General features: G+C 41.6%; 23 protein-coding genes. 8 read left to right on the top strand and 15 right to left on the bottom strand.

The window, feature by feature from the left end; genetic code table 11:
* Positions 1-201 precede the first annotated feature (201 nt).
* Complete coding sequence (locus MKX71_RS07955) at positions 202-1,116, top strand: class I SAM-dependent methyltransferase (protein ID WP_144482482.1); 915 nt, start codon at positions 202-204, stop codon at positions 1,114-1,116.
* A 77-nt stretch (positions 1,117-1,193) separates the two neighbouring features.
* Here MKX71_RS07955 and MKX71_RS07950 read toward each other — a convergent pair whose 3' ends face one another.
* The 3 genes from MKX71_RS07950 to MKX71_RS07940 all read right to left on the bottom strand — a co-directional run bounded on the left by MKX71_RS07950 (position 1,194) and on the right by MKX71_RS07940 (position 2,773).
* Complete coding sequence (locus tag MKX71_RS07950; RefSeq protein WP_128738609.1) at positions 1,194-1,622, bottom strand: GNAT family N-acetyltransferase; 429 nt, start codon at positions 1,620-1,622, stop codon at positions 1,194-1,196.
* 25 nt (positions 1,623-1,647) lie between these two features.
* Positions 1,648-2,445: an inositol-1-monophosphatase gene (gene suhB, locus MKX71_RS07945; protein ID WP_014476703.1), complete on the bottom strand. Its 798-nt coding sequence runs from the start codon at positions 2,443-2,445 to the stop codon at positions 1,648-1,650.
* Between the two features lie 139 nt (positions 2,446-2,584).
* Positions 2,585-2,773, bottom strand: coding sequence for a hypothetical protein (locus tag MKX71_RS07940; RefSeq protein ID WP_009967148.1), 189 nt, complete (start codon positions 2,771-2,773; stop codon positions 2,585-2,587).
* A gap of 239 nt (positions 2,774-3,012) precedes the next feature.
* Here MKX71_RS07940 and MKX71_RS07935 point away from each other — a divergent pair, with 239 nt between their 5' ends.
* The gene (locus MKX71_RS07935; protein ID WP_015252167.1) at positions 3,013-3,651 is read left to right on the top strand and encodes a YktB family protein; all 639 of its coding nucleotides are present in this window, start codon (positions 3,013-3,015) and stop codon (positions 3,649-3,651) included.
* 32 nt (positions 3,652-3,683) lie between these two features.
* Here the strand turns inward: MKX71_RS07935 and MKX71_RS07930 are convergent, their stop codons facing one another.
* Positions 3,684-3,950 (bottom strand): UPF0223 family protein, encoded by a 267-nt coding sequence (locus tag MKX71_RS07930; RefSeq protein ID WP_014476700.1) that lies wholly within the window; start codon positions 3,948-3,950, stop codon positions 3,684-3,686.
* Positions 3,951-4,134: 184 nt separating this feature from the next.
* On the opposite strand from MKX71_RS07930, the gene speA reads away from it, so the two are divergent.
* Entirely contained in the window at positions 4,135-5,607 is a 1,473-nt protein-coding gene (gene speA, locus MKX71_RS07925) for an arginine decarboxylase (RefSeq protein WP_339231937.1), read from the top strand.
* A 39-nt stretch (positions 5,608-5,646) separates the two neighbouring features.
* On the opposite strand, the gene MKX71_RS07920 is transcribed toward speA, so the two are convergent.
* The gene (locus tag MKX71_RS07920; RefSeq protein WP_003232305.1) at positions 5,647-5,766 is read right to left on the bottom strand and encodes a GapA-binding peptide SR1P; all 120 of its coding nucleotides are present in this window, start codon (positions 5,764-5,766) and stop codon (positions 5,647-5,649) included.
* A 418-nt stretch (positions 5,767-6,184) separates the two neighbouring features.
* Here MKX71_RS07920 and slp point away from each other — a divergent pair, with 418 nt between their 5' ends.
* On the top strand, positions 6,185-6,559 hold the full coding sequence (gene slp / locus MKX71_RS07915) for a peptidoglycan-associated lipoprotein Slp (RefSeq protein WP_003245672.1): 375 nt from the start codon (positions 6,185-6,187) through the stop codon (positions 6,557-6,559).
* Positions 6,560-6,604: 45 nt separating this feature from the next.
* On the opposite strand, the gene lpdA is transcribed toward slp, so the two are convergent.
* The 5 genes from lpdA to MKX71_RS07890 form a co-directional block, all read right to left on the bottom strand.
* A complete protein-coding gene (gene lpdA, locus MKX71_RS07910) occupies positions 6,605-8,017 on the bottom strand; it encodes a dihydrolipoyl dehydrogenase (RefSeq protein ID WP_003232309.1) in 1,413 nt (470 codons plus the stop codon).
* 4 nt (positions 8,018-8,021) lie between these two features.
* Positions 8,022-9,350: a pyruvate dehydrogenase complex dihydrolipoyllysine-residue acetyltransferase gene (gene pdhC, locus MKX71_RS07905; protein WP_003232311.1), complete on the bottom strand. Its 1,329-nt coding sequence runs from the start codon at positions 9,348-9,350 to the stop codon at positions 8,022-8,024.
* A gap of 114 nt (positions 9,351-9,464) precedes the next feature.
* A complete protein-coding gene (gene pdhB, locus MKX71_RS07900) occupies positions 9,465-10,442 on the bottom strand; it encodes a pyruvate dehydrogenase complex E1 component subunit beta (RefSeq protein WP_014113660.1) in 978 nt (325 codons plus the stop codon).
* Between the two features lie 3 nt (positions 10,443-10,445).
* Positions 10,446-11,561, bottom strand: coding sequence for a pyruvate dehydrogenase (acetyl-transferring) E1 component subunit alpha (gene pdhA, locus MKX71_RS07895; RefSeq protein WP_003222294.1), 1,116 nt, complete (start codon positions 11,559-11,561; stop codon positions 10,446-10,448).
* Positions 11,562-11,984: 423 nt separating this feature from the next.
* On the bottom strand, positions 11,985-12,656 hold the full coding sequence (locus MKX71_RS07890) for a YkyA family protein (RefSeq protein WP_247471616.1): 672 nt from the start codon (positions 12,654-12,656) through the stop codon (positions 11,985-11,987).
* Positions 12,657-12,869: 213 nt separating this feature from the next.
* Here MKX71_RS07890 and MKX71_RS07885 point away from each other — a divergent pair, with 213 nt between their 5' ends.
* Together MKX71_RS07885 and def are read left to right on the top strand one after the other, a co-directional pair.
* The gene (locus MKX71_RS07885; RefSeq protein WP_003232317.1) at positions 12,870-13,028 is read left to right on the top strand and encodes a YjcZ family sporulation protein; all 159 of its coding nucleotides are present in this window, start codon (positions 12,870-12,872) and stop codon (positions 13,026-13,028) included.
* A 109-nt stretch (positions 13,029-13,137) separates the two neighbouring features.
* Positions 13,138-13,692, top strand: coding sequence for a peptide deformylase (gene def, locus MKX71_RS07880; protein ID WP_003245474.1), 555 nt, complete (start codon positions 13,138-13,140; stop codon positions 13,690-13,692).
* Between the two features lie 35 nt (positions 13,693-13,727).
* On the opposite strand, the gene MKX71_RS07875 is transcribed toward def, so the two are convergent.
* The gene (locus MKX71_RS07875; RefSeq protein ID WP_015252170.1) at positions 13,728-14,501 is read right to left on the bottom strand and encodes a Cof-type HAD-IIB family hydrolase; all 774 of its coding nucleotides are present in this window, start codon (positions 14,499-14,501) and stop codon (positions 13,728-13,730) included.
* A gap of 385 nt (positions 14,502-14,886) precedes the next feature.
* Here MKX71_RS07875 and rnpZA point away from each other — a divergent pair, with 385 nt between their 5' ends.
* Together rnpZA and rnjA are read left to right on the top strand one after the other, a co-directional pair.
* Positions 14,887-15,096: an RNA polymerase subunit omega 1 gene (rnpZA, locus tag MKX71_RS07870; protein ID WP_003222303.1), complete on the top strand. Its 210-nt coding sequence runs from the start codon at positions 14,887-14,889 to the stop codon at positions 15,094-15,096.
* Positions 15,097-15,101: 5 nt separating this feature from the next.
* On the top strand, positions 15,102-16,769 hold the full coding sequence (gene rnjA, locus MKX71_RS07865; RefSeq protein ID WP_339231936.1) for a ribonuclease J1: 1,668 nt from the start codon (positions 15,102-15,104) through the stop codon (positions 16,767-16,769).
* A gap of 33 nt (positions 16,770-16,802) precedes the next feature.
* Here rnjA and ade read toward each other — a convergent pair whose 3' ends face one another.
* The 4 genes from ade to kinC all read right to left on the bottom strand — a co-directional run bounded on the left by ade (position 16,803) and on the right by kinC (position 21,555).
* Positions 16,803-18,536 (bottom strand): adenine deaminase, encoded by a 1,734-nt coding sequence (ade, locus tag MKX71_RS07860; protein ID WP_144482484.1) that lies wholly within the window; start codon positions 18,534-18,536, stop codon positions 16,803-16,805.
* A 155-nt stretch (positions 18,537-18,691) separates the two neighbouring features.
* The gene (gene ktrC / locus MKX71_RS07855) at positions 18,692-19,357 is read right to left on the bottom strand and encodes a Ktr system potassium transporter KtrC (RefSeq protein ID WP_003222311.1); all 666 of its coding nucleotides are present in this window, start codon (positions 19,355-19,357) and stop codon (positions 18,692-18,694) included.
* A 62-nt stretch (positions 19,358-19,419) separates the two neighbouring features.
* Entirely contained in the window at positions 19,420-20,253 is an 834-nt protein-coding gene (locus MKX71_RS07850) for a gamma-glutamylcyclotransferase (RefSeq protein ID WP_144482485.1), read from the bottom strand.
* Positions 20,254-20,268: 15 nt separating this feature from the next.
* A complete protein-coding gene (kinC, locus tag MKX71_RS07845; protein ID WP_003232333.1) occupies positions 20,269-21,555 on the bottom strand; it encodes a two-component sensor histidine kinase KinC in 1,287 nt (428 codons plus the stop codon).
* Positions 21,556-21,738 lie beyond the last annotated feature (183 nt).

The raw sequence follows: 21,738 nt of genomic DNA, 5'->3' as shown, positions 1-21,738 counted from the left end.
AAAGCTAATGATTCAGTCCACATAATTGATAGACGAATTCTGCTACAGGTCACGTGGCTATGTGAAGGATCGCGCGTCCAGTTAAGAGCAAAAACATTGACAAAAAAATTTATTTGTGCTAAAATTTACTATTAATATATTTGTATGTATAATAAGATTCTCCTGGCCAGGGGAATCTTATTTTTTGTGGAGGATCATTTCATGAGGAAAAATGAGTCCAGCTTAACGTCTCTAATTTCAGCTTTTGCCCGTGCATATCACAGCCGATATGACACACCTCTTATTTTTGATGATTTTATCGCAAAAGATCTCATTAACGAAAAAGAGTTTATCGACATCAGTAAAAATATGATTCAAGGAATATCGTTTTTCAACAAAGAGATCGCCGAACGTCTTCAAAATGATCCTGAAAAAATATTAAAATGGGTTGCACAAATCCAGCTGTCTCCCACGCCCCTAGCACGTGCTTCTTATTGTGAAAAAGTCTTGCACAACGAAATAATCCTGGGGACAAAACAGTATGTCATTCTTGGAGCGGGGCTGGATACTTTCTGCTTTCGGCATCCAGAATTAGAAAACAGCTTACAGGTTTTCGAGGTTGACCATCCGGCTACACAGCAATTCAAAAAAAATAAGCTGAAGGATGCAAATCTGACAATTCCGGGTCATCTTCATTTTGTTCCTATGGATTTCACCAAAACGTTTTCGTATGATCCTCTCTTAGATGAAGGATTTAAGAACACAAAAACATTCTTCAGCCTTCTCGGAGTGTCTTATTATGTAACACGGGAAGAAAATGCAAGCTTGATCAGCAATTTATTTTCTTATGTCCCGCCTGGAAGCTCTATTGTTTTTGATTATGCGGACGAAACACTTTTTACAGCAAAAGGGACGTCAAATCGAGTTGAAGCTATGGTGAAGATGGCTGCCGCAAGCGGGGAACCGATGAAATCATGTTTCACTTATCAAGAGATTGAACATCTGTTAGAGTCATCTGGTTTACTGATCTATGAACATCTATCACCAGACGACATTAATGACCTTTTGTTTAGTAATCGAAAAGACAATTTGTCAGCGTTTGAAACGATTCATTATATTCATGCGGTAAAAAAATAATTTTCAAATTATCAGAAGCCTCTCAATGTTTGAGAGGCTTTTTATTGAACCCGCATGCAGCAAATAAGCTGTCGTTATCATACGGCAGCTTCTGCTAAAGGCTTCACCAAGATCATAAATGATTTGCCTTTCTCATCTTTTTCCGTTTTCAGCTGTTCAAAGCCGCATTGGCTTAAAAACAGTATCCATTCACTGCGCTCAATGGGAACTCCCGCAAACATCGCTTTGTGTTTCGCTCTAAGCAATTTGCTGATCTGTTCAATGATCATCTTCGCATGTCCCTTTTTTTCTTCAGCCGGGTCAATCAGGACCGTTCCGAGCCACGGCTTACCGTTTGAAGGAGACCACTCGAGATGGTAGCTGACGGCAACAGGCAGACCGTCTTTTTCCCATACAAGCCATGAACCGTTGTACATGGAGTAGGAAATGATATAGTCTTCTGCATCTTTATCTCCAAACTCCTCCTCTTTCCATACAGGATGAGCCTCCGCGAGCTTTTCTAACAAGCTGAGATCATCCTGCTCAAATGGCCTACTTCCCAGCATGAAGATACTCTTCAAATATCGTTTTATGTATAGATGGATTTCCGGCTAGCACACTGTGGTTTTCTAAAAAGGTAAACGGCTCTCCTTCAATGGTCGTATAGATGCCTCCTACTTCATTTAACAGCACACAGCCGGCTGCGTAGTCCCATGGCGCAAGCCGCATCGTGATGTAAGCATCTATTCTTCCTGCCGCGACATTTGCCAGCTCTAAAGCGGCAGAACCGTAGGAGCGTGTGCCTCTTACTCTTTTCACAAGTGGCGCTAACACACTTTGATCAATTCTTCTGTTTTCCGTTACCCATGTTGCATTAATGGCAAGTATCGCTTCTTCAATGACGGTTTCTTTTAATGGAGCCAGCTTCGTTTCATTCATATAAGCTCCTCTGCCGCTAAATGCGTGATACAACTCATCGTGCACCACATCATAAATTAAACCGATTTTCCCTTCACCGTTTTCAAAAATCCCAATGGAAATCGCAAAATTTCTTTGCTGGTGCACAAAATTCATCGTCCCATCAATCGGATCAATAATCCATACGACTCCCTCAAGTGAGTGGATTTTGTCTCCTTGCCCCTCTTCACCGAGTATCCGATGTCCCGGAAATGTTTCTTGAATTCGATCAATGAAAAACTTTTCGGTTTCTTTGTCAATATTGGTGACTAAATCATTCGGATTTGATTTCGTTTCAATTGTCAGGCTTTCATGCATGGATTGTTTAATTCTCGCGCCTGCTTCTCTTATCCACTTCTTTGCAATCTCATCAATTTCCGTCCAATTTGTCATTCGTTCGTACCTCTCTTCTATGTAGACCTTTTATTTTATAGGATACTGATAACGGCAATGAAAAAGCAAGGAAAATGAAAAATATCCCTTCTCACGTAAAAACGAACCATTCATGCGGTTCGTTTTCACTATCGCTTTTTTACCCGTTAAGACGAATCCATTCTTTTCTAAGTCGCTCAAGTTTGTTTTTGCTTTGTTCAATCTGCTCTTCATTTTCTTTCTGCATTGCTTCATATAGGGTTGCCAATTCATAATCAACCTCTAGTCTCCAGACAGCAACACGATTGTTTTTCTCTTCCTTAAATCCCTCTTTTACAACTTGCCTCATTGTCTTTCGCCCCTTCCAGAGATCATTTGTTTGTAAAAAAGCATCCCATTTTGCCATTCAACAATGATTACTTCTTATATCGTATGATTGTTCTATTTACGCGCAACATGATTCTGAAAATTGTGTGTTTACCTACTCGTTTATTACCACATTTCTCCTTACTTCAAACGCGCTCAATCTTTTTGAAGCTCGTATGAACTGTGATAAAATATGTATACTTAGCATGAAGGAGGAAAATCATGACACAAATGCGTTTCACTGAAGAAGACTTTAACACATTTACAATAGAAGGCTTAGACGCGCGCATGGAAGTATTAAAAGAGACGGTCCGTCCGAAGCTTACAGCTCTAGGCGAACATTTTGCCCCAACTTTATCAGCTTTAACCGGAGATGAAATGTTTCCGCATGTGGCGAAGCACGCAAGAAGATCCGTCAATCCCCCGGCTGACAGCTGGGTGGCGTTCGCAAACAGCAAAAGAGGCTATAAAAAACTGCCGCATTTCCAAATTGGTTTATGGGAAAGTCACGTCTTTGTGTGGTTCGCGATTATTTATGAATCCCCTATCAAAGAAGAATACGGCAAATTGCTTGAAGTGAACCAAGAAACCATTACGAAAAATATCCCTGACAGCTTCGTTTGGTCTGCAGATCACACAAAACCGGGCGTACATAAACAGTCTGAAATGGACAAGGAACAACTGAAGACACTGTTTGAGCGTTTGCAGACTGTAAAGAAAGCTGAGCTGTTATGCGGCATCCAGCTCCAAAAAGAAGAAGTGCTGAATATGAATAACCAGGAATTCCTTCAGCGTATCGACGATGCCTTTAAGCAGCTTGCTTTTCTGTACCGTCTCACCCAAAAAGTATCACAAGCATAAAAAAGAGCCGGGATATCCCCCGGCTCTTTTTCTTACATCTTAATCTTCGCGTGATCAGATTCTCTCGCCTGTTTGACCGTGCGATAAGGAGAATATGTACTTTGTTCCTCAAACTCGCCGCATATCTTTTTTTCTTCGGCCTTCCCCGGTACAATTTCCTTGAAACGGCGGTAAGCTTTAAGCAGTTCTTCACGATCCGCCCCTTTTTCATATGCAAGCTCAACCTGCTGGAAAAATGCAATCACATCCACTGCTTCTTCGGTTGTCCAATCTTCATTCATCGGATATTGATACTCCATTTTCTTCACTCCTTATAGATTTACTTCCCTTAAGAGAAAGCATCTTCATTTGATCATAAATTGTTCTTTACATTCTTTCAAGTTCATAATATAATTCATTTGTTTTACGTCTAAAAAACGGTTGAGAAACTGATTTTAATACACACTATTATGCATAGGTATGATTACAAAGGTGGGAAAACAATTGTCGCAACATGAAACACCCTTATACACAGGACTGAAAAAGCATGCAAGCAGACAGCCTGTTCAATTCCACATTCCCGGCCATAAAAAAGGGGCAGGAATGGACCCAGAATTCAGACAATTTATCGGTGAAAACGCGTTAAGCATAGATTTGATTAATATTGAACCATTAGACGATCTGCACGCGCCAAAAGGCATTATTAAACAAGCACAAGATCTGGCTGCTGAAGCATTTGGAGCGGATCATACATTTTTTTCTGTTCAAGGAACAAGCGGCGCCATTATGACAATGGTAATGGCTGTTTGCGGACCTGGCGATAAAATTATTATTCCAAGAAATGTTCATAAATCAATTATGACAGCTATTGTATTTTCCGGAGCGATTCCAATTTTTATTCATCCTGAAATTGACAATGAATTGGGCATCTCCCACGGCATTACACTTGAATCTGCTAAACGGGCGCTTACCGAACATCCGGATGCAAAAGGGCTTCTCGTCATCAACCCGACATATTTTGGTGTTGCAGCCGACTTAAAAAGCATCGTAGAACTCGCTCATTCGTTTGATGTGCCAGTGCTTGTGGATGAAGCACACGGCGTTCACATTCATTTTCACGATGAATTGCCGCTTTCAGCTATGCAGGCAGGAGCAGACATAGCAGCGACAAGTGTCCACAAACTGGGCGGATCACTGACACAAAGCTCTATTTTAAACATGAGAGAAGGCCTTGTATCTAAAGACAGAGTGCAATCCATCCTGAGCATGCTGACAACTACGTCAACTTCTTACTTGCTTCTCGCTTCTTTGGATGTTGCCAGAAAACGCCTTGCAACAGAAGGCCACCAGCTTGCTGAGGAAACACTAAAGCTTGCCAATCAGACGAGAGATCGCCTCAACCAGATTGAAGGCATTTATTGTGTCGGTTCTGAGATTCTTGGTTCGAAAGCAGCTTACAGCTATGATCCGACAAAATTGATTATCTCTGTGAAAAGTCTTGGCCTGACAGGACATGACGTGGAAAAATGGCTTCGTGAATCCTTTAATATTGAGGTGGAGCTTTCTGATCTGTACAATATTTTGTGTATTTTCACTCCTGGTGACAGCCAAAATGATGCAGACCGGCTTGTAGAGGCTTTAACTGAGATCGCACAGCAAATGTCAGAACAAGATGTAACACATCAGAAAACTGAGGTTCTGCTTCCAGAAATACCTTTATTGGCAATGACTCCGCGTGATGCTTTTTATGCAAATACGGAAGTCATCCCATTAAAAGAAGCATCCGGACGGATTATTGCTGAATTTGTCATGGTATATCCGCCTGGTATTCCAATCTTCATTCCAGGAGAAATTATTACAGAAGAAAACATCAGCTACATTTTTAAAAACCTTGACGCAGGCCTCCCTGTTCAAGGACCTGAGGACTCGACTTTACATATGATCCGGGTCATCAAAGAACAAAAAGCAATTCAATAAAAAATAAAAAGCATGCGGCTTAAAGCCGCATGCTTTTTTTTACTCTTCATCAACAGGACATTGACATTGTCCGCAGCATGTTCCGTATAATGTTGTCACTTTCTCATCTTCAAAGTAATGAATGGCTTCGTTGCAATCTTGGCAAACAATCGTACCCATCTCTTATTCCCCATTTCTTTGAAATTTGAAAACGCTTAATTTCTTTTGTTGTTATTATATTAATATGTCACATTTAAAATGTCAACAATAAACTGTATAACACATTTAATTTTAGATCATCATATAGACCGTGCTTTTCCATTTTCCCTCATACAATATCTTCTTCATACAGAAGCTTTACTCGATATATATGCCACAGCACATAATGTAATTTCACGTTTTCTTGAACTTTCATCCAAGAATGCAGCAAAAAATTCAATATACCCCAGGTTGCTATTTTAAACGATTGATATAATATGTAATCTCACTTTAAAAACGGTTTCAATTATATAACAATTAGGTAACAAGAAGCAGATTAAGCCGCCTCTCGTGATAAACTAAAGCTAGTTAACTACTGTTTATACAGAGGAGAAGATAGATGCGATATCGCGCGGTATTCCCCATGCTGATAATAGTATTTGCTTTATCGGGCTGTACGCTTTCCACCATCAATCCGATGAAAAAAAGCCGGATTGACAACATTCATCATACACAAATCCTGTTTTTTTCTGATGAGAACCAAATAGACCAGGAAGCGCCTTATTACGATGCACTGCTTGATTTAGAAAAAGATTATCCCGAGCAAATAGATAAAATGAAGGTCTATGATAAAAAAGAAGGCTGGGAAGATGAGATTGAAACTGTCCCTACCCTTATGGTTGTTGATCAGCGCCATGTCGTGGTGAAAATCGAGGGATGTGTGAAAAAGAAAGAAGACATCATTAAACCATTACAGCATGTGCTGTCAAAATAAAAAAAACAGCCCCGCTTTGAGCGAGGGCTGTTTTTGATATGAAAATTATTTTACGATGTGAATTGGACTTCCGATTGCCACTTCAGCAGCTTCCATTGTGATTTCGCCCAATGTTGGGTGAGCGTGAATTGTCATCGCGATATCTTCAGCAGTCATGCCGCCTTCAATCGCTAAGCTTAATTCAGAAATCATATCAGAAGCACTTGCTCCGGCGATTTGCGCACCGATCACAAGACCGTCCTCTTTACGAGTGATCAGCTTCATGAAGCCGTCTGTTTCGTTAAGAGAAAGAGCGCGGCCGTTTGCTGCAAATGGGAATTTAGCAGCAACAATGTCAAGACCTTCTTCTTTCGCCTGTGCTTCAGTGTAACCAACTGATGCAAGTTCAGGCTCAGAGAAAACAACCGCAGGAATACCAAGGTAATCGATTTCTGCAGGCTCTCCAGCGATAGCTTCTGCTGCGATTTTACCTTCGTAAGATGCTTTATGAGCAAGCGGCGGTCCTTCGATGATATCACCGATTGCATAAATGTTAGGTACGTTTGTGCGGCACTGTTTGTCAGTTTTCACGATACCGCGGTCCGTCATTTCGATACCGACTTGCTCAAGACCAAGCTCATCAGTGTTTGGACGGCGTCCTACTGTAATCAATACGTAATCAGCATCAACAGTTTTTTCTTCGCCTTTTACTTCGAAAGTAACTGTTACGCCGTCTGGTCTTTCTTCAACGCCTTTAGCCATCGCGTTTGTATGGATTTCAACGTTGCCTTTTTTCTTCAGTCTGCGTGTAACGAGAGAACTCATTTGTTTTTCGAAGCCAGGAAGAATTTCATCTCCGCCTTCTAGAATAACAAGTTCAGTACCGAAGTTAGCATACGCAGTTCCAAGTTCAGTTCCGATGTATCCGCCGCCGATAACAACGAGCTTTTTAGGAATTTCTTTAAGAGCCAAAGCGCCAGTTGAATTCAGGACACGCTCACTATATTTGAAGTTTGGCAATTCGATAGGACGAGATCCAGTAGCAATGATTGCGTTTTTGAACGTGTATGTTTGAGCAGAGTTCTCATCCATCACACGAACTGAATTGCTGTCTACAAAGTAAGCTTCACCTTTTACAACATCTACTTTGTTGCCTTTAAGAAGACCTGCTACACCGCCAGTAAGCTTGTTGACAACAGAAGCTTTCCATTCTTGAACTTTTGTGAAATCAACTGTTACATTCTCAGCAGTGATTCCCATGTCATCAGAATGTTTTGCATTCTCATAACGGTGACCTGCATTGATCAGCGCTTTTGAAGGGATACAACCAACGTTCAGACAAACGCCTCCAAGAGTTGCTTTTTCAACGACTGTTACTTTTTGTCCAAGCTGTGCAGCGCGGATGGCAGCTACATAGCCGCCAGGTCCCGCACCAATTACAAGAGTATCTGTTTCAATAGGGAAATCTCCTACTACCATAACATTACGCCTCCATTAAAATTAATTGTGGATCGTTCAGTAAACGCTTGATGTGATTTAATGCATTTTGCGCAGTTGCTCCGTCGATCATACGGTGGTCGAAGCTGAGAGAAAGAGCTAAGACTGGAGCTGCTACGATTTCGCCATCACGAACAATCGCTTTTTCTGCAATGCGTCCGATACCAAGAATCGCAACTTCTGGATGGTTGATAACCGGAGTGAACCATTGTCCGCCGGCAGAACCGATGTTTGTAATTGTGCAAGATGCGCCTTTCATTTCAGCTGGAGCAAGCTTGCCTTCACGAGCTTTTGTTGCAAGGCCATTGATTTCATCAGAAATTTCAAAGACAGATTTACGATCTGCATTTTTCACAACCGGTACAAGCAAGCCTTTTTCAGTGTCAGCAGCGATACCGATGTTGAAGTAATGTTTTTGGATGACTTCATCTGTTTTATCGTCAATTGACGTGTTTAAAACAGGGAATTTTTTCAGTGCAGATGTAAGAGCTTTTACAACGTAAGGCAAGTAAGTCAGCTTGATTCCTTGATCAGCAGCAACCTGTTTGAACTGTTTACGATGTGCAACAAGGTTTGTTACGTCCACTTCGTCCATTAACGTTACGTGAGGAGCAGTGTGTTTAGAGTTAACCATCGCTTTTGCAATTGCTTTACGGATACCGCTCATTTTTTCGCGTGTTTCTGGGAATTCGCCCTCTGGAGCTGGTGCAGCAGCCGGTTTAGCAGCTGTTTCTTGTGGTGCAGCTGTTTCTTGCGGTGCAGCTTCTTGCGCTCCTCCGTTTACAAAGCTGTCGATATCTTCTTTTACAACACGTCCGTTGTTGCCTGAACCAGTAACCTTACGGATGTCTACGCCTTTTTCACGAGCATATTTACGTACGGAAGGCATAGCGATCACGCGTTTGTTCGGGTCAACTTCAGCTTGATCCTGCTGTCCTGCGCCAGTAGCTTTTGCAGGCTCTTGAGCTTGCTCTTCTTTCGCAACGTCTTGTCCAGCTTCTGCAGTTGACTGAACTTGTGCTTCAGTTTTCGCATCGTCAGACTCGTCGCTGCCTTTAAATTGAAGATCTTCGTAACCAGGTGCATCAAACGTAATAATCGTTTGTCCAACAGTTGCAACCGTTCCCTCTTCAACTTTTAATTCTAATACTTTTCCTTTAACAGGTGAAGGAATTTCTACTACTGCTTTATCATTTTGGACTTCAGCCAGTACATCATCTTCGTCTACCTCGTCGTTAGGCTTGACAAACCATTTTACGATTTCGCCTTCGTGGATACCTTCCCCGATATCTGGAAGTTTAAATTCAAATGCCACAGTTCTCGACCTCCTAGTTTGATTAAGCAATTTTAAAGTTTACATCGTAAGCATTGAAAACAGATATATAATAGAGGGAAAACGTTCATCTTCCCTCTCGATTATGCAGTTTGATTAAAATTCAAGCACTTTTCTTGCTGTTTCAAGAACGTCTTTATGGTTTGGAAGCCATACGCTCTCCGCTTGAGAGAAAGGAAATACTGTATCTGGCGCTGCAACGCGAAGTACAGGTGCTTCCAAGCTCAGGATCGCACGATCATTAATTTCTGCTACTACGTTTGCAGCAATACCGGCTTGTTTTTGTGCCTCTTGAACGACAATCGCGCGTCCTGTTTTTTCTACAGAAGCGATAATTGTATCGATATCAAGTGGGCTTACTGTACGAAGGTCGACAACTTCAGCAGAAATGCCGTCTTTTTCAAGCTCCTCAGCAGCTTTTAACGATTCATGAACCATTGCGCCGTAAGTAATGATTGAAAGATCAGTACCTTCACGTTTCACGTCAGCTTTTCCAAGCTCAATTGTGTATTCTTCTTCAGGAACTTCCTGACGGAAAGAACGGTAAAGCTTCATATGCTCTAAGAAGACAACAGGATCATTGTCTCTGATCGCAGAAATTAAAAGTCCTTTGGCATCGTAAGGAGTTGATGGAATCACAACTTTGATACCAGGCTGTTGTGCAACAAGACCTTCCAAGCTGTCAGCGTGAAGTTCAGGAGTATGAACACCGCCGCCGAATGGAGAACGAATTGTTACAGGTGAAGTCCAGCGTCCGCCAGAACGGTAGCGCATACGAGCCATTTGGCCAGAAACTGAATCCATTACTTCATAAACAAATCCGAAGAATTGGATTTCCATTACCGGACGGAAGCCGTTTAAGCCTAAACCAAGGGCAAGACCGCCGATACCAGATTCAGCAAGTGGCGTGTCAAACACACGGTCTTCACCGAATTCTTTTTGCAATCCTTCTGTCGCACGGAATACGCCGCCGTTTACACCAACGTCTTCTCCGAAAACTAAGACATTTTCGTCATTTTTCAGTTCTGTGCGTAACGCATCCGTGATTGCTTGAATCATTGTCATTTGCGCCATGGCTTACTTCGACTCCTTCTGTGTATAAATTTCAAATTGCTCCTCAAGGTTGTGAGGCATTTTTTCGTACATGATTTTCATTAAATCAGTTACTTTTTGCTTCGGTTCAGCATCAGCTTTTTTGATCGCTTGCTTAATTTCTTCTTTCGCATCCTCAATCACTTTTGCTTCTTCTTCTTCAGACCATAAGCCTTTGTTTTCAAGGAACGCACGGAAACGTACAAGCGGATCTTTTTGTTCCCACTCATTTTCGATTTCTTTTGTACGATATTTAGTAGGATCGTCACCAGCCATTGTGTGCGGGCCATAACGGAATGTAAGTGTTTCAATTAGTGTTGGACCTTCGCCGTTGATTGCGCGCTCGCGTGCTTCAGCAGTTGCTGCGTATACAGCAAGCGGATCCATTCCGTCTACTTGTACGCCGACAATACCGGCAGCTACAGCTTTTTGTGCAATTGTTTCAGCTGCAGATTGTTTTTCAACAGGAGTTGAAATCGCGTAACGGTTGTTTTGCACCACGAATATTGCAGGTGCTTTATAAGCTCCGGCAAAGTTAATTCCTTCGTAGAAGTCCCCTTGAGAAGCTCCGCCGTCACCAGTGTAAGTGATTGCGACAGCTTTCTTACCGCGTTTTTTAAGACCTAGCGCAACACCGGCCGTTTGAATGTATTGAGCACCGATAATGATTTGTGGAGAAAGGGCATTCACATCATCAGGCATTTGGTTTCCTCTGAAATGTCCGCGAGAGAAAAGAAACGCTTGATATAATGGAAGGCCGTGCCAAATTAACTGAGGCACATCACGGTATCCAGGAAGAACAAAGTCTTCTTTTTCAAGCGCGAAATGCGTTGCAATCTGAGAAGCTTCTTGACCCGCAGTAGGAGCGTAAAATCCGAGACGTCCTTGACGGTTTAATGAGATAGAGCGTTGGTCAAGCACACGCGTAAATACCATGCGGCGCATTAGCTCTTTTAATTGATCATCAGTTAAATCAGGCATCGCCGCTTCATTCACGACTTCTCCCTTTTCATTTAAAATTTGGAACGTTTCGAACTGCTTTTTAATGGCATCAAATTGCTTCTTACTGTCAACGATAGCTTTTTTCGTTTTTGCAGCCATACTAAGTCACCTCTTCCTTTCTTTTAAACAGTCATTAGACGTGCATTCCTTTTATACATACAAACTTAGGGTACCCTAAAGTATCAGCAGTAAGTCGTATTATATTTTAGCCGATCCCCAGTTTGCCAAAACCTTTTATGTAGGATAGTTACACTCTGCTTTGAACTGTATTATTTCGAAGTTGTAAAAAACTAATACAACACCGCTTAACATGGATTAGTTTACACCAAATAAAGAAGAACCGTCAATCGTTTTCATCGCTGATTTTCAATAAATGTATTCGCTTTACATTTTCATCAAAAAAACAGATGCCAACCGCACCCAAAACTGTACTAGTATACCTTACTATGCTGTACTACAATAGAAATGAAAATTTTGAACGAAATCCGAATCGCATTTCATTCAAAAAAAGAGCTGATCGAGTCAGCTCTTTTTCACACGATAGCCTGCAGCATCATATAAATCTTCCCGGGCTTTATTATATTTTTCGGTTTGTTCATTAAATTCTCCGCTATATTTAAGGATCTTTTCATAAGAAGCATTGACTTTATCGATCTGCTGATCCAGATCATCTCTTGTCAAATCTTTGTCTTTCAGCTGCATATACAGTTTTTTATTAAGCTCAAGCGCTTTTTTATACTCTTTATACATAGTGCCATATGATGTATATCTTTTCTCCATATGGTTTGCTGCGGCATCGGCCTTTTCTTTTATGTCTTTTTCCTTAATATGTTCCGCTGACGTTTTTGCTTCCTCAAATTCTGTTTCCGATTTTTTCATGCTGTCATTTTCAAGCTTTAGGTGTTCTTCGAGCTTGCTGACATTTTCAAGCGCCTTATTAGATAAAGCAACAATTTTTTTATAATCATCCATATTGAGCTTCATAACACTATCGTAAAGCTGATTTTCTTTGGCCTCTAATTCTTTGAGTGTGTTTTGTTCTTCTTGAAACGGCTTTTCCGATTCCGCGGCTTTTTCTAATGAATGATGAAGTGAATCAACCGGGTCCTGTCCCATGCATCCTGTTAATATCAGTGCCATAGCACAAAAAGCTCCGATCTTGATTCCAGGCCGCCGTTTTATAGCGTCTTTCACGTTAAATCCCCCAATCTTGACAATTTCTACTATAGAATCCATGGGGACATTTGGCAATAGCCGTGCTGTATAAATGCAATACTGAAATTAAATCAAAAAAGTGAAAAATCAGGACAGATGACCATACAACTTTTTTGTTTTTACATAGGTTATATTAGACGCTATGCCTACTTATAAAGGCTCTGGCGTAATTAAAAGAGGAGGTTATGTAATATGTATGGATATGGTTACGGCGGAGGCTGCTGCAGTTATGGTGGTTACGGATATGGTGGCTGCGGATATGGCTACGGCCGCACCTTTGCGCTAATCGTTGTTTTATTCATTCTGTTAATCATTGTCGGAGCTGCTTATTTAGGCGGAGGCTGTTGCTAACCACACAGCATGAAATTGACCAGCCATATACGGCTGGTCATTCGTTTCGTTGCACCTTTGTGAAGAAATCCGATATAATTTACATATTAAGCTTTAGGAGTGAAGTTTCTTGATTACTATGGAAAACATCGTACGTGACGGCCATCCAGCCCTCAGAGAGACTGCCGAACCTGTTGAGCTGCCTCCAACTGATGCAGAAAAACAGCAGCTGGCCGACATGATCGAATTTGTTAAAAACAGTCAAAATCCGGAATTAGCCGAAAAATACAAGCTGCGCCCTGGCGTAGGACTCGCAGCTCCTCAAATTAATATCAAAAAACGAATGATCGCCGTTCATGCGGAAGATGCTTCCGGTAAATTATACAGCTATGCTCTGTTTAATCCTAAGATCGTCAGCCATTCAGTTGAAAAAAGCTACTTAACAAGCGGCGAGGGCTGCCTCTCTGTAGATGAAGCGATTCCCGGTTATGTTCCCCGCTATGCTCGCATCAGAGTAAAAGGAACAACACTAGAAGGCGAAAATATTGATATTCGTTTAAAAGGATTTCCGGCTATTGTGTTTCAGCATGAGATCGATCATTTGAACGGCGTTATGTTCTATGATCATATTGACAAGGAAAATCCTTTCAAAGAACCTGAAAATGCAATCGCAATTGAGCGCTAAAAGAAAAAACGGCTGGCACAATGCCAGCCATTTCTTTATTTTAAAAGGCCCAATTCTTTGACAGCGTATGCAATTCCATCCTCGTCCACCGGTTTTGTTACAAAGTCCGCGATTTCTTTCAGTTCGGGAACAGCATTTCCCATAGCAACGCCTGTCCCAACATATTCAATCATTTGCAGATCATTTAATCCGTCGCCGAAAGCATATGTATCGCCGATATCAAACGGAAGACGCTCAATCACTTTTTTGATTCCTTCTGCCTTCGAACCTCCGTGCGGCAGAACATCAGTCGATAGCTCATGCCAGCGAACTAGATCAAACTCAGGAAAAGCGGCATAAGCTTTTTCTTCTTCATCCTGACAAAATAAAAGAAGCTGAAAAATTTCTTTTCCTTCATAAAAAAGGTCATCGGTCTCTGGGTAATCGGTTTTAAGGCTGCCGATTCCCTCGAGAACATGAGGGTGATCCGCAACAGTCGCTTTCATCGTGTCCTCAGCCATAAACACAACAGGATGCTTGCCTTCATCCGCCTGCTTTAATAATCGCCTGATTGCATCTTCAGGCAGCGGATTTTTATAAATCACTTGATTTTCAAAGACAACAAACTGTCCATTGTAGGAAATAAATGAGTGGATGCCCAGCTCCTCCAAAATCGGCTTAACCAAAAATGGAGACCGGCCGCTGGCAATAAACACATGATGCCCTTGGCGCTGCAGCTCCGCCACGGTTTTTCTCGTACTTTCCGGTATATTCTTATCATGATCATATATTGTGCCGTCAATATCAAAAAAGATTAATTTAGAATCCATCGCAACTTCCCCTTTATCGTCTTGGTCTGCAATTCCCACCCTCATCATACAAAAAGATTGTCATTCAGCAAACAATTTCGTTCAAAAATCATATTAAATTCCATTAATAACCACGAAAAGTCTTCCTCAATCTCCGTATACTATTTGTATAAAAAAACTCTGGGACAAATATTTTAATAAAGGAGGAACTGGCTAATGCTGCGTAAATTAAGAAAGAAACTCAGAAGACAATGGAACGGAATGCTCCGTAAGAAAGCAATTGCCTGACAAGGGATCTTTCACTTTTTGAGAGATCCTTATTTTGCTCAAGGCTTTCCTTATATTCCGTTTTCGAATATAATAGAATGAGCGAGTCTAACATACGGCATTTAAGGAGAGATTTGGAATGATTTATAAGGTATTTTATCAAGAGAAGGCTGACGAAGTACCTGTTCGGGAAAAGACAGATTCACTTTATATTGAAGGCGTATCTGAGCGTGACGTCAGAACAAAGCTGAAAGAAAAGAAATTTAATATTGAGTTTATTACACCTGTTGATGGTGCATTCTTAGAATATGAACAACAGAGCGAAAATTTTAAAGTATTGGAGTTATGAGCGGTATGAAATTTGTAAAAAATGATCAGACTGCTGTTTTCGCCCTCGGAGGTTTGGGCGAAATCGGTAAAAATACGTACGCGGTGCAATTCCAGGATGAAATTGTACTGATTGATGCGGGGATCAAGTTTCCCGAGGACGAACTGCTCGGAATTGACTACGTCATCCCTGATTATACGTATTTAGTCAAAAACGAAGATAAAATTAAAGGGCTTTTTATCACCCACGGGCACGAAGACCACATCGGTGGTATTCCATACCTGCTCAGACAAGTGAATATTCCTGTATACGGCGGAAAACTCGCGATCGGCTTACTTCGGAATAAACTTGAAGAGCATGGATTATTGAGACAGACGAAACTGAACATTATCGGCGAGGATGATATTGTAAAGTTCCGCAAAACGACTGTGTCATTCTTCAGAACAACACACAGTATTCCGGATTCCTACGGCATTGTTGTAAAAACGCCGCCCGGAAACATCGTACATACTGGGGATTTCAAATTCGACTTTACTCCAGTCGGCGAGCCGGCAAACTTAACGAAAATGGCCGAAATCGGTAAGGAAGGCGTTTTGTGCCTTCTTTCAGACAGCACAAACAGTGAAAATCCGGAGTTTACCATGTCTGAACGCCGTGTAGGAGAAAGCATTCATGACATTTTCCGCAAGGTGGACGGCCGAATTATCTTCGCTACATTTGCGTCGAATATTCACCGCTTGCAGCAGGTAATTGAAGCTGCTGTACAAAATGGAAGAAAAGTTGCCGTATTTGGACGCAGTATGGAATCGGCTATCGAAATTGGACAGACACTCGGTTATATTAACTGTCCTAAAAATACGTTTATTGAGCATAACGAAATCAATCGTATGCCTGCTAATAAAGTAACAATTTTATGTACAGGAAGCCAAGGGGAACCAATGGCGGCGTTATCAAGAATTGCAAACGGCACACACCGCCAAATTTCAATCAATCCTGGGGATACGGTCGTATTTTCTTCATCCCCTATCCCAGGCAACACAATCAGCGTGAGTCGAACAATCAACCAGCTGTATCGTGCGGGTGCTGAGGTTATTCACGGCCCTCTTAACGATATCCATACATCCGGTCACGGCGGACAAGAAGAACAGAAGCTGATGCTTCGTTTAATCAAGCCTAAATTCTTCATGCCGATTCACGGTGAGTACAGAATGCAAAAGATGCATGTCAAGCTTGCAACAGATTGTGGCATCCCAGAGGAAAACTGCTTTATCATGGATAATGGTGAAGTATTAGCACTTAAAGGCGATGAGGCTTCAGTTGCAGGAAAAATCCCGTCCGGTTCAGTGTACATTGACGGAAGCGGTATCGGTGATATTGGCAATATCGTACTTCGTGATCGCAGAATTCTCTCTGAAGAAGGACTTGTCATCGTTGTTGTCAGCATTGACATGGACGACTTCAAGATTTCAGCGGGTCCAGATTTGATTTCCAGAGGATTTGTGTACATGAGAGAATCTGGCGACTTGATCAACGACGCTCAAGAGCTCATTTCAAATCACTTACAAAAAGTAATGGAACGAAAAACGACTCAATGGTCTGAAATCAAAAACGAGATTACAGACACTCTTGCGCCTTTCTTGTACGAAAAAACAAAGCGCCGTCCAATGATCCTGCCGATCATTATGGAGGTTTAAAAAAAGAGGCACTCCCTAAGGGAGTGCCTCTTTTTATTGCAGTGATATGTGTTGAAATGATTTTACATCGAATAATCCCGTAGTCGTCATTTTAATATCAGGAATGACAGGCAAAGCTAAAAACGACAATGTCAAAAATGGATTAAATCCGCCTGTGAAACCGATTAACGGCAATTTATCATGAAGCGTCAGCAAGCTTTGATTCACTTGCTCTGCAGATTGGTCGGATAATAACCCTGCAATCGGCAACGGTACTGAATGGAGCTCTTCCCCATTTTTTATAATCGTTAATCCTCCGCCAATTTCCTGCAGCTTATTAACTGCCGCCGCGATATCCTCATCATTCGTTCCGACAGCAATAATATTATGGGAGTCGTGTGAAATGGTTGTGGCAATCGCTCCGCTCTTGAATCCAAAACCTTTCACAACACCAAGTCCGGTTTCTTTCAATCCTTTATGCCGCTCGACAACTGCAATCTTTAACAAATCAAACTCAGTGTCAGGCTCAAATTCGCGGGCATCAGGAGCCGGAACTTGTACTAATCTTGTTTCAAGCTGATTTGGTATGATTTGAATGACATTGATTTGCTGCTCTGAATCGATTGGCATATGAAAATCCTGTTTGTTAAGAGGAGCAGCAAGCTTAACAGAATCAAGCAGTGCCTGATCTGGTGCTGCAGTTGAAGCATGATCCTGATAGACCGCTTTGCTGTCTTCAGCAACAGTCTGCCCTTTTACCATCGTCATTGTGACAGTGACATTTTCCAGATCAGATACAAAGAGCAAATCAGCGTCAAAACCCGGGGCAATCGCTCCCTTTGTATCTAATCCGTAGCACTCGGCCGCATTGAGGCTTCCTAATTGATAGGCTAAAAACGGATCAAGTCCGGCTTGAATCGCCATTTTCACCTGATGGTTTACACTTCCCTCTGACAATAAATCATCCACATGCTTATCATCCGTACAGAAAAAGAACCGACGTGCGTTCTTTTCATTTACCGCCGGCAGCACATTGAGCGTGTTTTTGGCGACTGATCCTTCACGCATCATGACATACATGCCTCTTCTGATACGATCAAGGGCTTCTTCCTTCGATGTTACTTCATGGTCGTTTAAGACAAAGGCGGTTCTGTAAATGTTAATGAGGTCTGTTGATAAACCAGCTAAATGACCGTCTATCCGTTTTCCTGCCACACGGGCATCGAGCAGTTTCTGAACCATGTCTTCTTCAGCCTGCTGAACCGACACATAATCCATAACTTCAGCCAGCCCTAATACTTCTTCTTCTTCATAAAAAGGCTTGAGATCGGCAGCTTTGAGAATTGCGCCTGATCGCTCAAAACTTGCGGCAGGCACACTGGAAGGAAGCATAAAATGGATATTCAGCGGTGTATGCCGAGCTTGTTCAAGCATAAACACAATCCCTTTTTCACCAGACACATTCGCGATCTCATGCGGATCTGTAACGACCGTCGTCACGCCATGAGGCAACACTGCTTTAGCGAACTCAATCGGTGTAACCATTGATGACTCAATATGTACATGTCCATCAATAAAACCCGGAACAATCATTTGTCCCTCTGCATCAATGGTATTTTCGCCTTCATACTCACCGAGGCCTACAATAACTCCATCTGTAATCGCAATATCTTCATATATCCATTCTTGATTATATACGTCCATGATTTTTCCGTTCTTAATGACGATATCAGCTTTTTGTCTTTTGGCCGAAGCATTCAGCCTATTGACTAGCGCTTCTTTATTCAAATAGGCCCCTCCTCTTTTTTATTATATGGTACAATATGCTATCGGAACGCCTGTGCTTAGTCAATGAAATTTTAAGAACTTGACGCTCAGTTCATTAAAGTTGTTATATTCTGATAATATGAAAAACCGCCCTTTGAGGACGGCTTATTTGACTGCTATTTTGTATGAAGAACTCTTTTTTCGAAACGGGAGATGTCTGTAACTGATCCAATAACAATGAGTATATCTTCTTGGTGGATGACTTCGGTTGCAAGCGGTGATACGATGACTTCCTTGCCCCTTTTTATGGCTACGATGTTAATACCGTATTTCGCGCGAATATCTAAATCGAGAAGTGTATTTCCAGCCAGGCGGCTGTTAGCTACGATTTCAACAAGACTATGCTCTTCAGACAGCTCCAAATAGTCAAGTACATTGTTGGACACGATATTATGCGCAATTCGTTTTGCCATATCGCGTTCCGGGTGGACGATGTGATCCGCGCCAATTTTAGACAGCACTTTTTCGTGATAATCGTTCTGCGCTTTAACTGTAATCGTATGGACGCCAAGTTCTTTCAGAATGAGTGTCGTTAAAATACTCGCTTGAATATTTTCCCCGATTGCTACAATAACGTGGTCAAAATTTCGCAGGCCTAAATTTTTCAGGACAGATTCGTCTGTCGAATCACCGATAACTGCGTGAGATGCAATCTTGGCATACTCGTTGACTTTATCTTCATCGATATCCATTGCCATAACCTCGACGCCTTCTTCGCTTAATGCTTTGCAAATACTGCCACCAAAACGGCCCAGCCCAATTACCGCAAATTCTTTTTTCATCGTGGTGCTCCTTTATATGACATGATATTGATCAAATTTTATCATATTCTTTTGTTACAGTGTTATCCTTTTGGCAGCGAATTCATATGCCGCTTGAGCTTTTCAGTAAACTCAGGCGACAAATACAGCTCCGCTCCGCGTTCGATTTCAATCTGATAGTGCTGAGGCGGGGCAATTTCCGCTTCTTTTTGGAGGACGAGAAAGGTTAAGCAGTCTTTGTAGTGCCTTCCGCCAGCTTCAACGTCTACAAATGCCGGCCGATACGTAAGAGATTCGACGCCCTCCCTTTTAAATAGATAGGAGAGAGCAGAATAAGGAATACGGTATAAAACGCCTTCTGTTGTTCCTCCGTCTTCCAACATGTCCGCTCTTGAACCGTCATCCCTTTTTAGCGTGAAGCGGGTTGTGTATCCTTTTAAAACAGCTCTTCCTACTGGATCTTGAAAATAGTGATCGACTCCCGCTTTTTGAAAGCGGGCATTATCCATGCATGATCCATAGGCAAAATAATAAATGGGATTTTTCGATTTGCTGATCATCTGATGTTCTTTCCAGTCGCCGCTGCTTATTTTCGTAAAACCGGCACACCCGTCTTTGTTCATAAAATAAATAAGCGCAATTTTAATCCCGATATCCGTTTCTACAAACACCGTTTGTTTATGATATCCTTGAAAAAATTGATCGAGCTTATGTATACACAATTCATCTGCTTCATATACTTCGCCATAAATATAGCCTTCATCTTCATCATTGAAAACAGCTGTGGGCCCCTCTTTTGCAGCAAACAAACTTCCCTTTGTTCTCGCCTGCTCATTGATACATGCCGATTGTGCCAGCAAATGATGGTTTTTTTCATGCTTTCTTAATGTCCCGTATACAAACAGAAGCGAGTTCACTTTATTTTTCTCCTCTCAGCTGTCTGATTTTAAAGGCAAAACCACTTGAAAGACGCTGCCTTTTCCAGCTTCACTTTCGATTTTCAATTCCCCGTCATGTTCCTTCAGGATTCTCAAACAAATGGGAAGTCCCAGTCCAGTGCCCTTTTCTTTTGTTGAATAAAAAGGTTTGCCAATCTGCTTCAGCTTTTCCTGCGGCATGCCGTTTCCTTCATCCTTTACGCTTATCACTGCATGAGAGGCGGTTTTAGCAGTTGAAATGGTTACGACACCGCCCTTTGGCATTGCCTCAATTCCGTTTTTAATGATGTTGATAAAGACCTGCTTCAGCTGATTTTCGTCTCCATTAATCATACAGCCATCTGTCTCTTTGAAATTTTTCTCTATGACGATATTGGACAGAATTGCATTGGTATCAAGCAATGTCGTGACTTGTTTCAAGATCTCATTAAGCTGGTGTGTTTTAAATGTGATTGCCTGCGGTTTTGCAAGCAGCAGCAGCTCGCTGAGCACTAAATCGATTCTTTTAATCTCTGAAAAGATGATGTCAAAATAGTCTTTTCTGTCCGGATATTGTGTTTTCATAATCTGGAGGAAACCGCTGACAGATGTTAAAGGGTTTCTGACCTCATGAGCAATACCTGCGGCAAGTTCACTTGTGATTGATAGTTTCTGGGATTCCCTCGCCAGCCGTTCATTAATCTCAATGAGCTCATCTTCAGCCTCTTTCCGCTCAGTGATATCTGACATTGTACCCAGGCTGCCTGTAAATTGGTCATCCCGGTCATAGTAAAGTTTATAATGAACTTCTCCCCAAAAAATCGTGCCGTTTTTTGTCACGTATTTTGCCGTAAACATGCCAGAAGACGCTTTGTTTTGGATTTGGGTGTTAATGTGGTCGGCTACGTGCTTTTCTTTTATGAAGTAATCGTTATACATTGTTCCCATACATTCACTGATTGAAAACCCGGTTATAGATGCCCACGCTTGGTTTAAATATGTAATTTCACCTTTTGCATTCGTTTGAAATACGATTTCCTGCAAATTATCCATGATGCGGTTTTTTTCTTCAGAAAGCTGTTTATACTTCCATTCGTTATCCTTCATTTTCTTAACCAGCTGCTGTTTCTCATCAATATAATAAGCCAACATCCAGACACTTACCAGCGTGACTGCAGTATACACAATATCAACAGGCCAATTAATCGGGTTTTTGCCTATAAAATAAAATAAATAATCCCAAAACATTATAAAAATCATTGCCAAAATGATGGAAATGATACGAGCTTGATATTTTCTCATATGACCACCTGCCGCTTGTGTTTCTCTACTTATTGTACCATTCTTCGACAAATAATTGAGTAAAATATGTAAAGTATCCCAAATCATTCATTACCAAATATCTTGATGTCTTATCTTAGGCGGCGGTAATCAAAAATTGGCACGCAAAAAAGGCGGAGATGATATCACTCCGCCTTTTTTAGC

This window comes from Bacillus sp. FSL M8-0071 (assembly GCF_037975455.1).
In the GTDB taxonomy this organism is placed as follows: domain Bacteria; phylum Bacillota; class Bacilli; order Bacillales; family Bacillaceae; genus Bacillus; species Bacillus subtilis.
The sequence above is the reverse complement of the archived record's forward strand: the minus strand, read 5'-3'. Positions and strand labels throughout refer to the sequence as shown.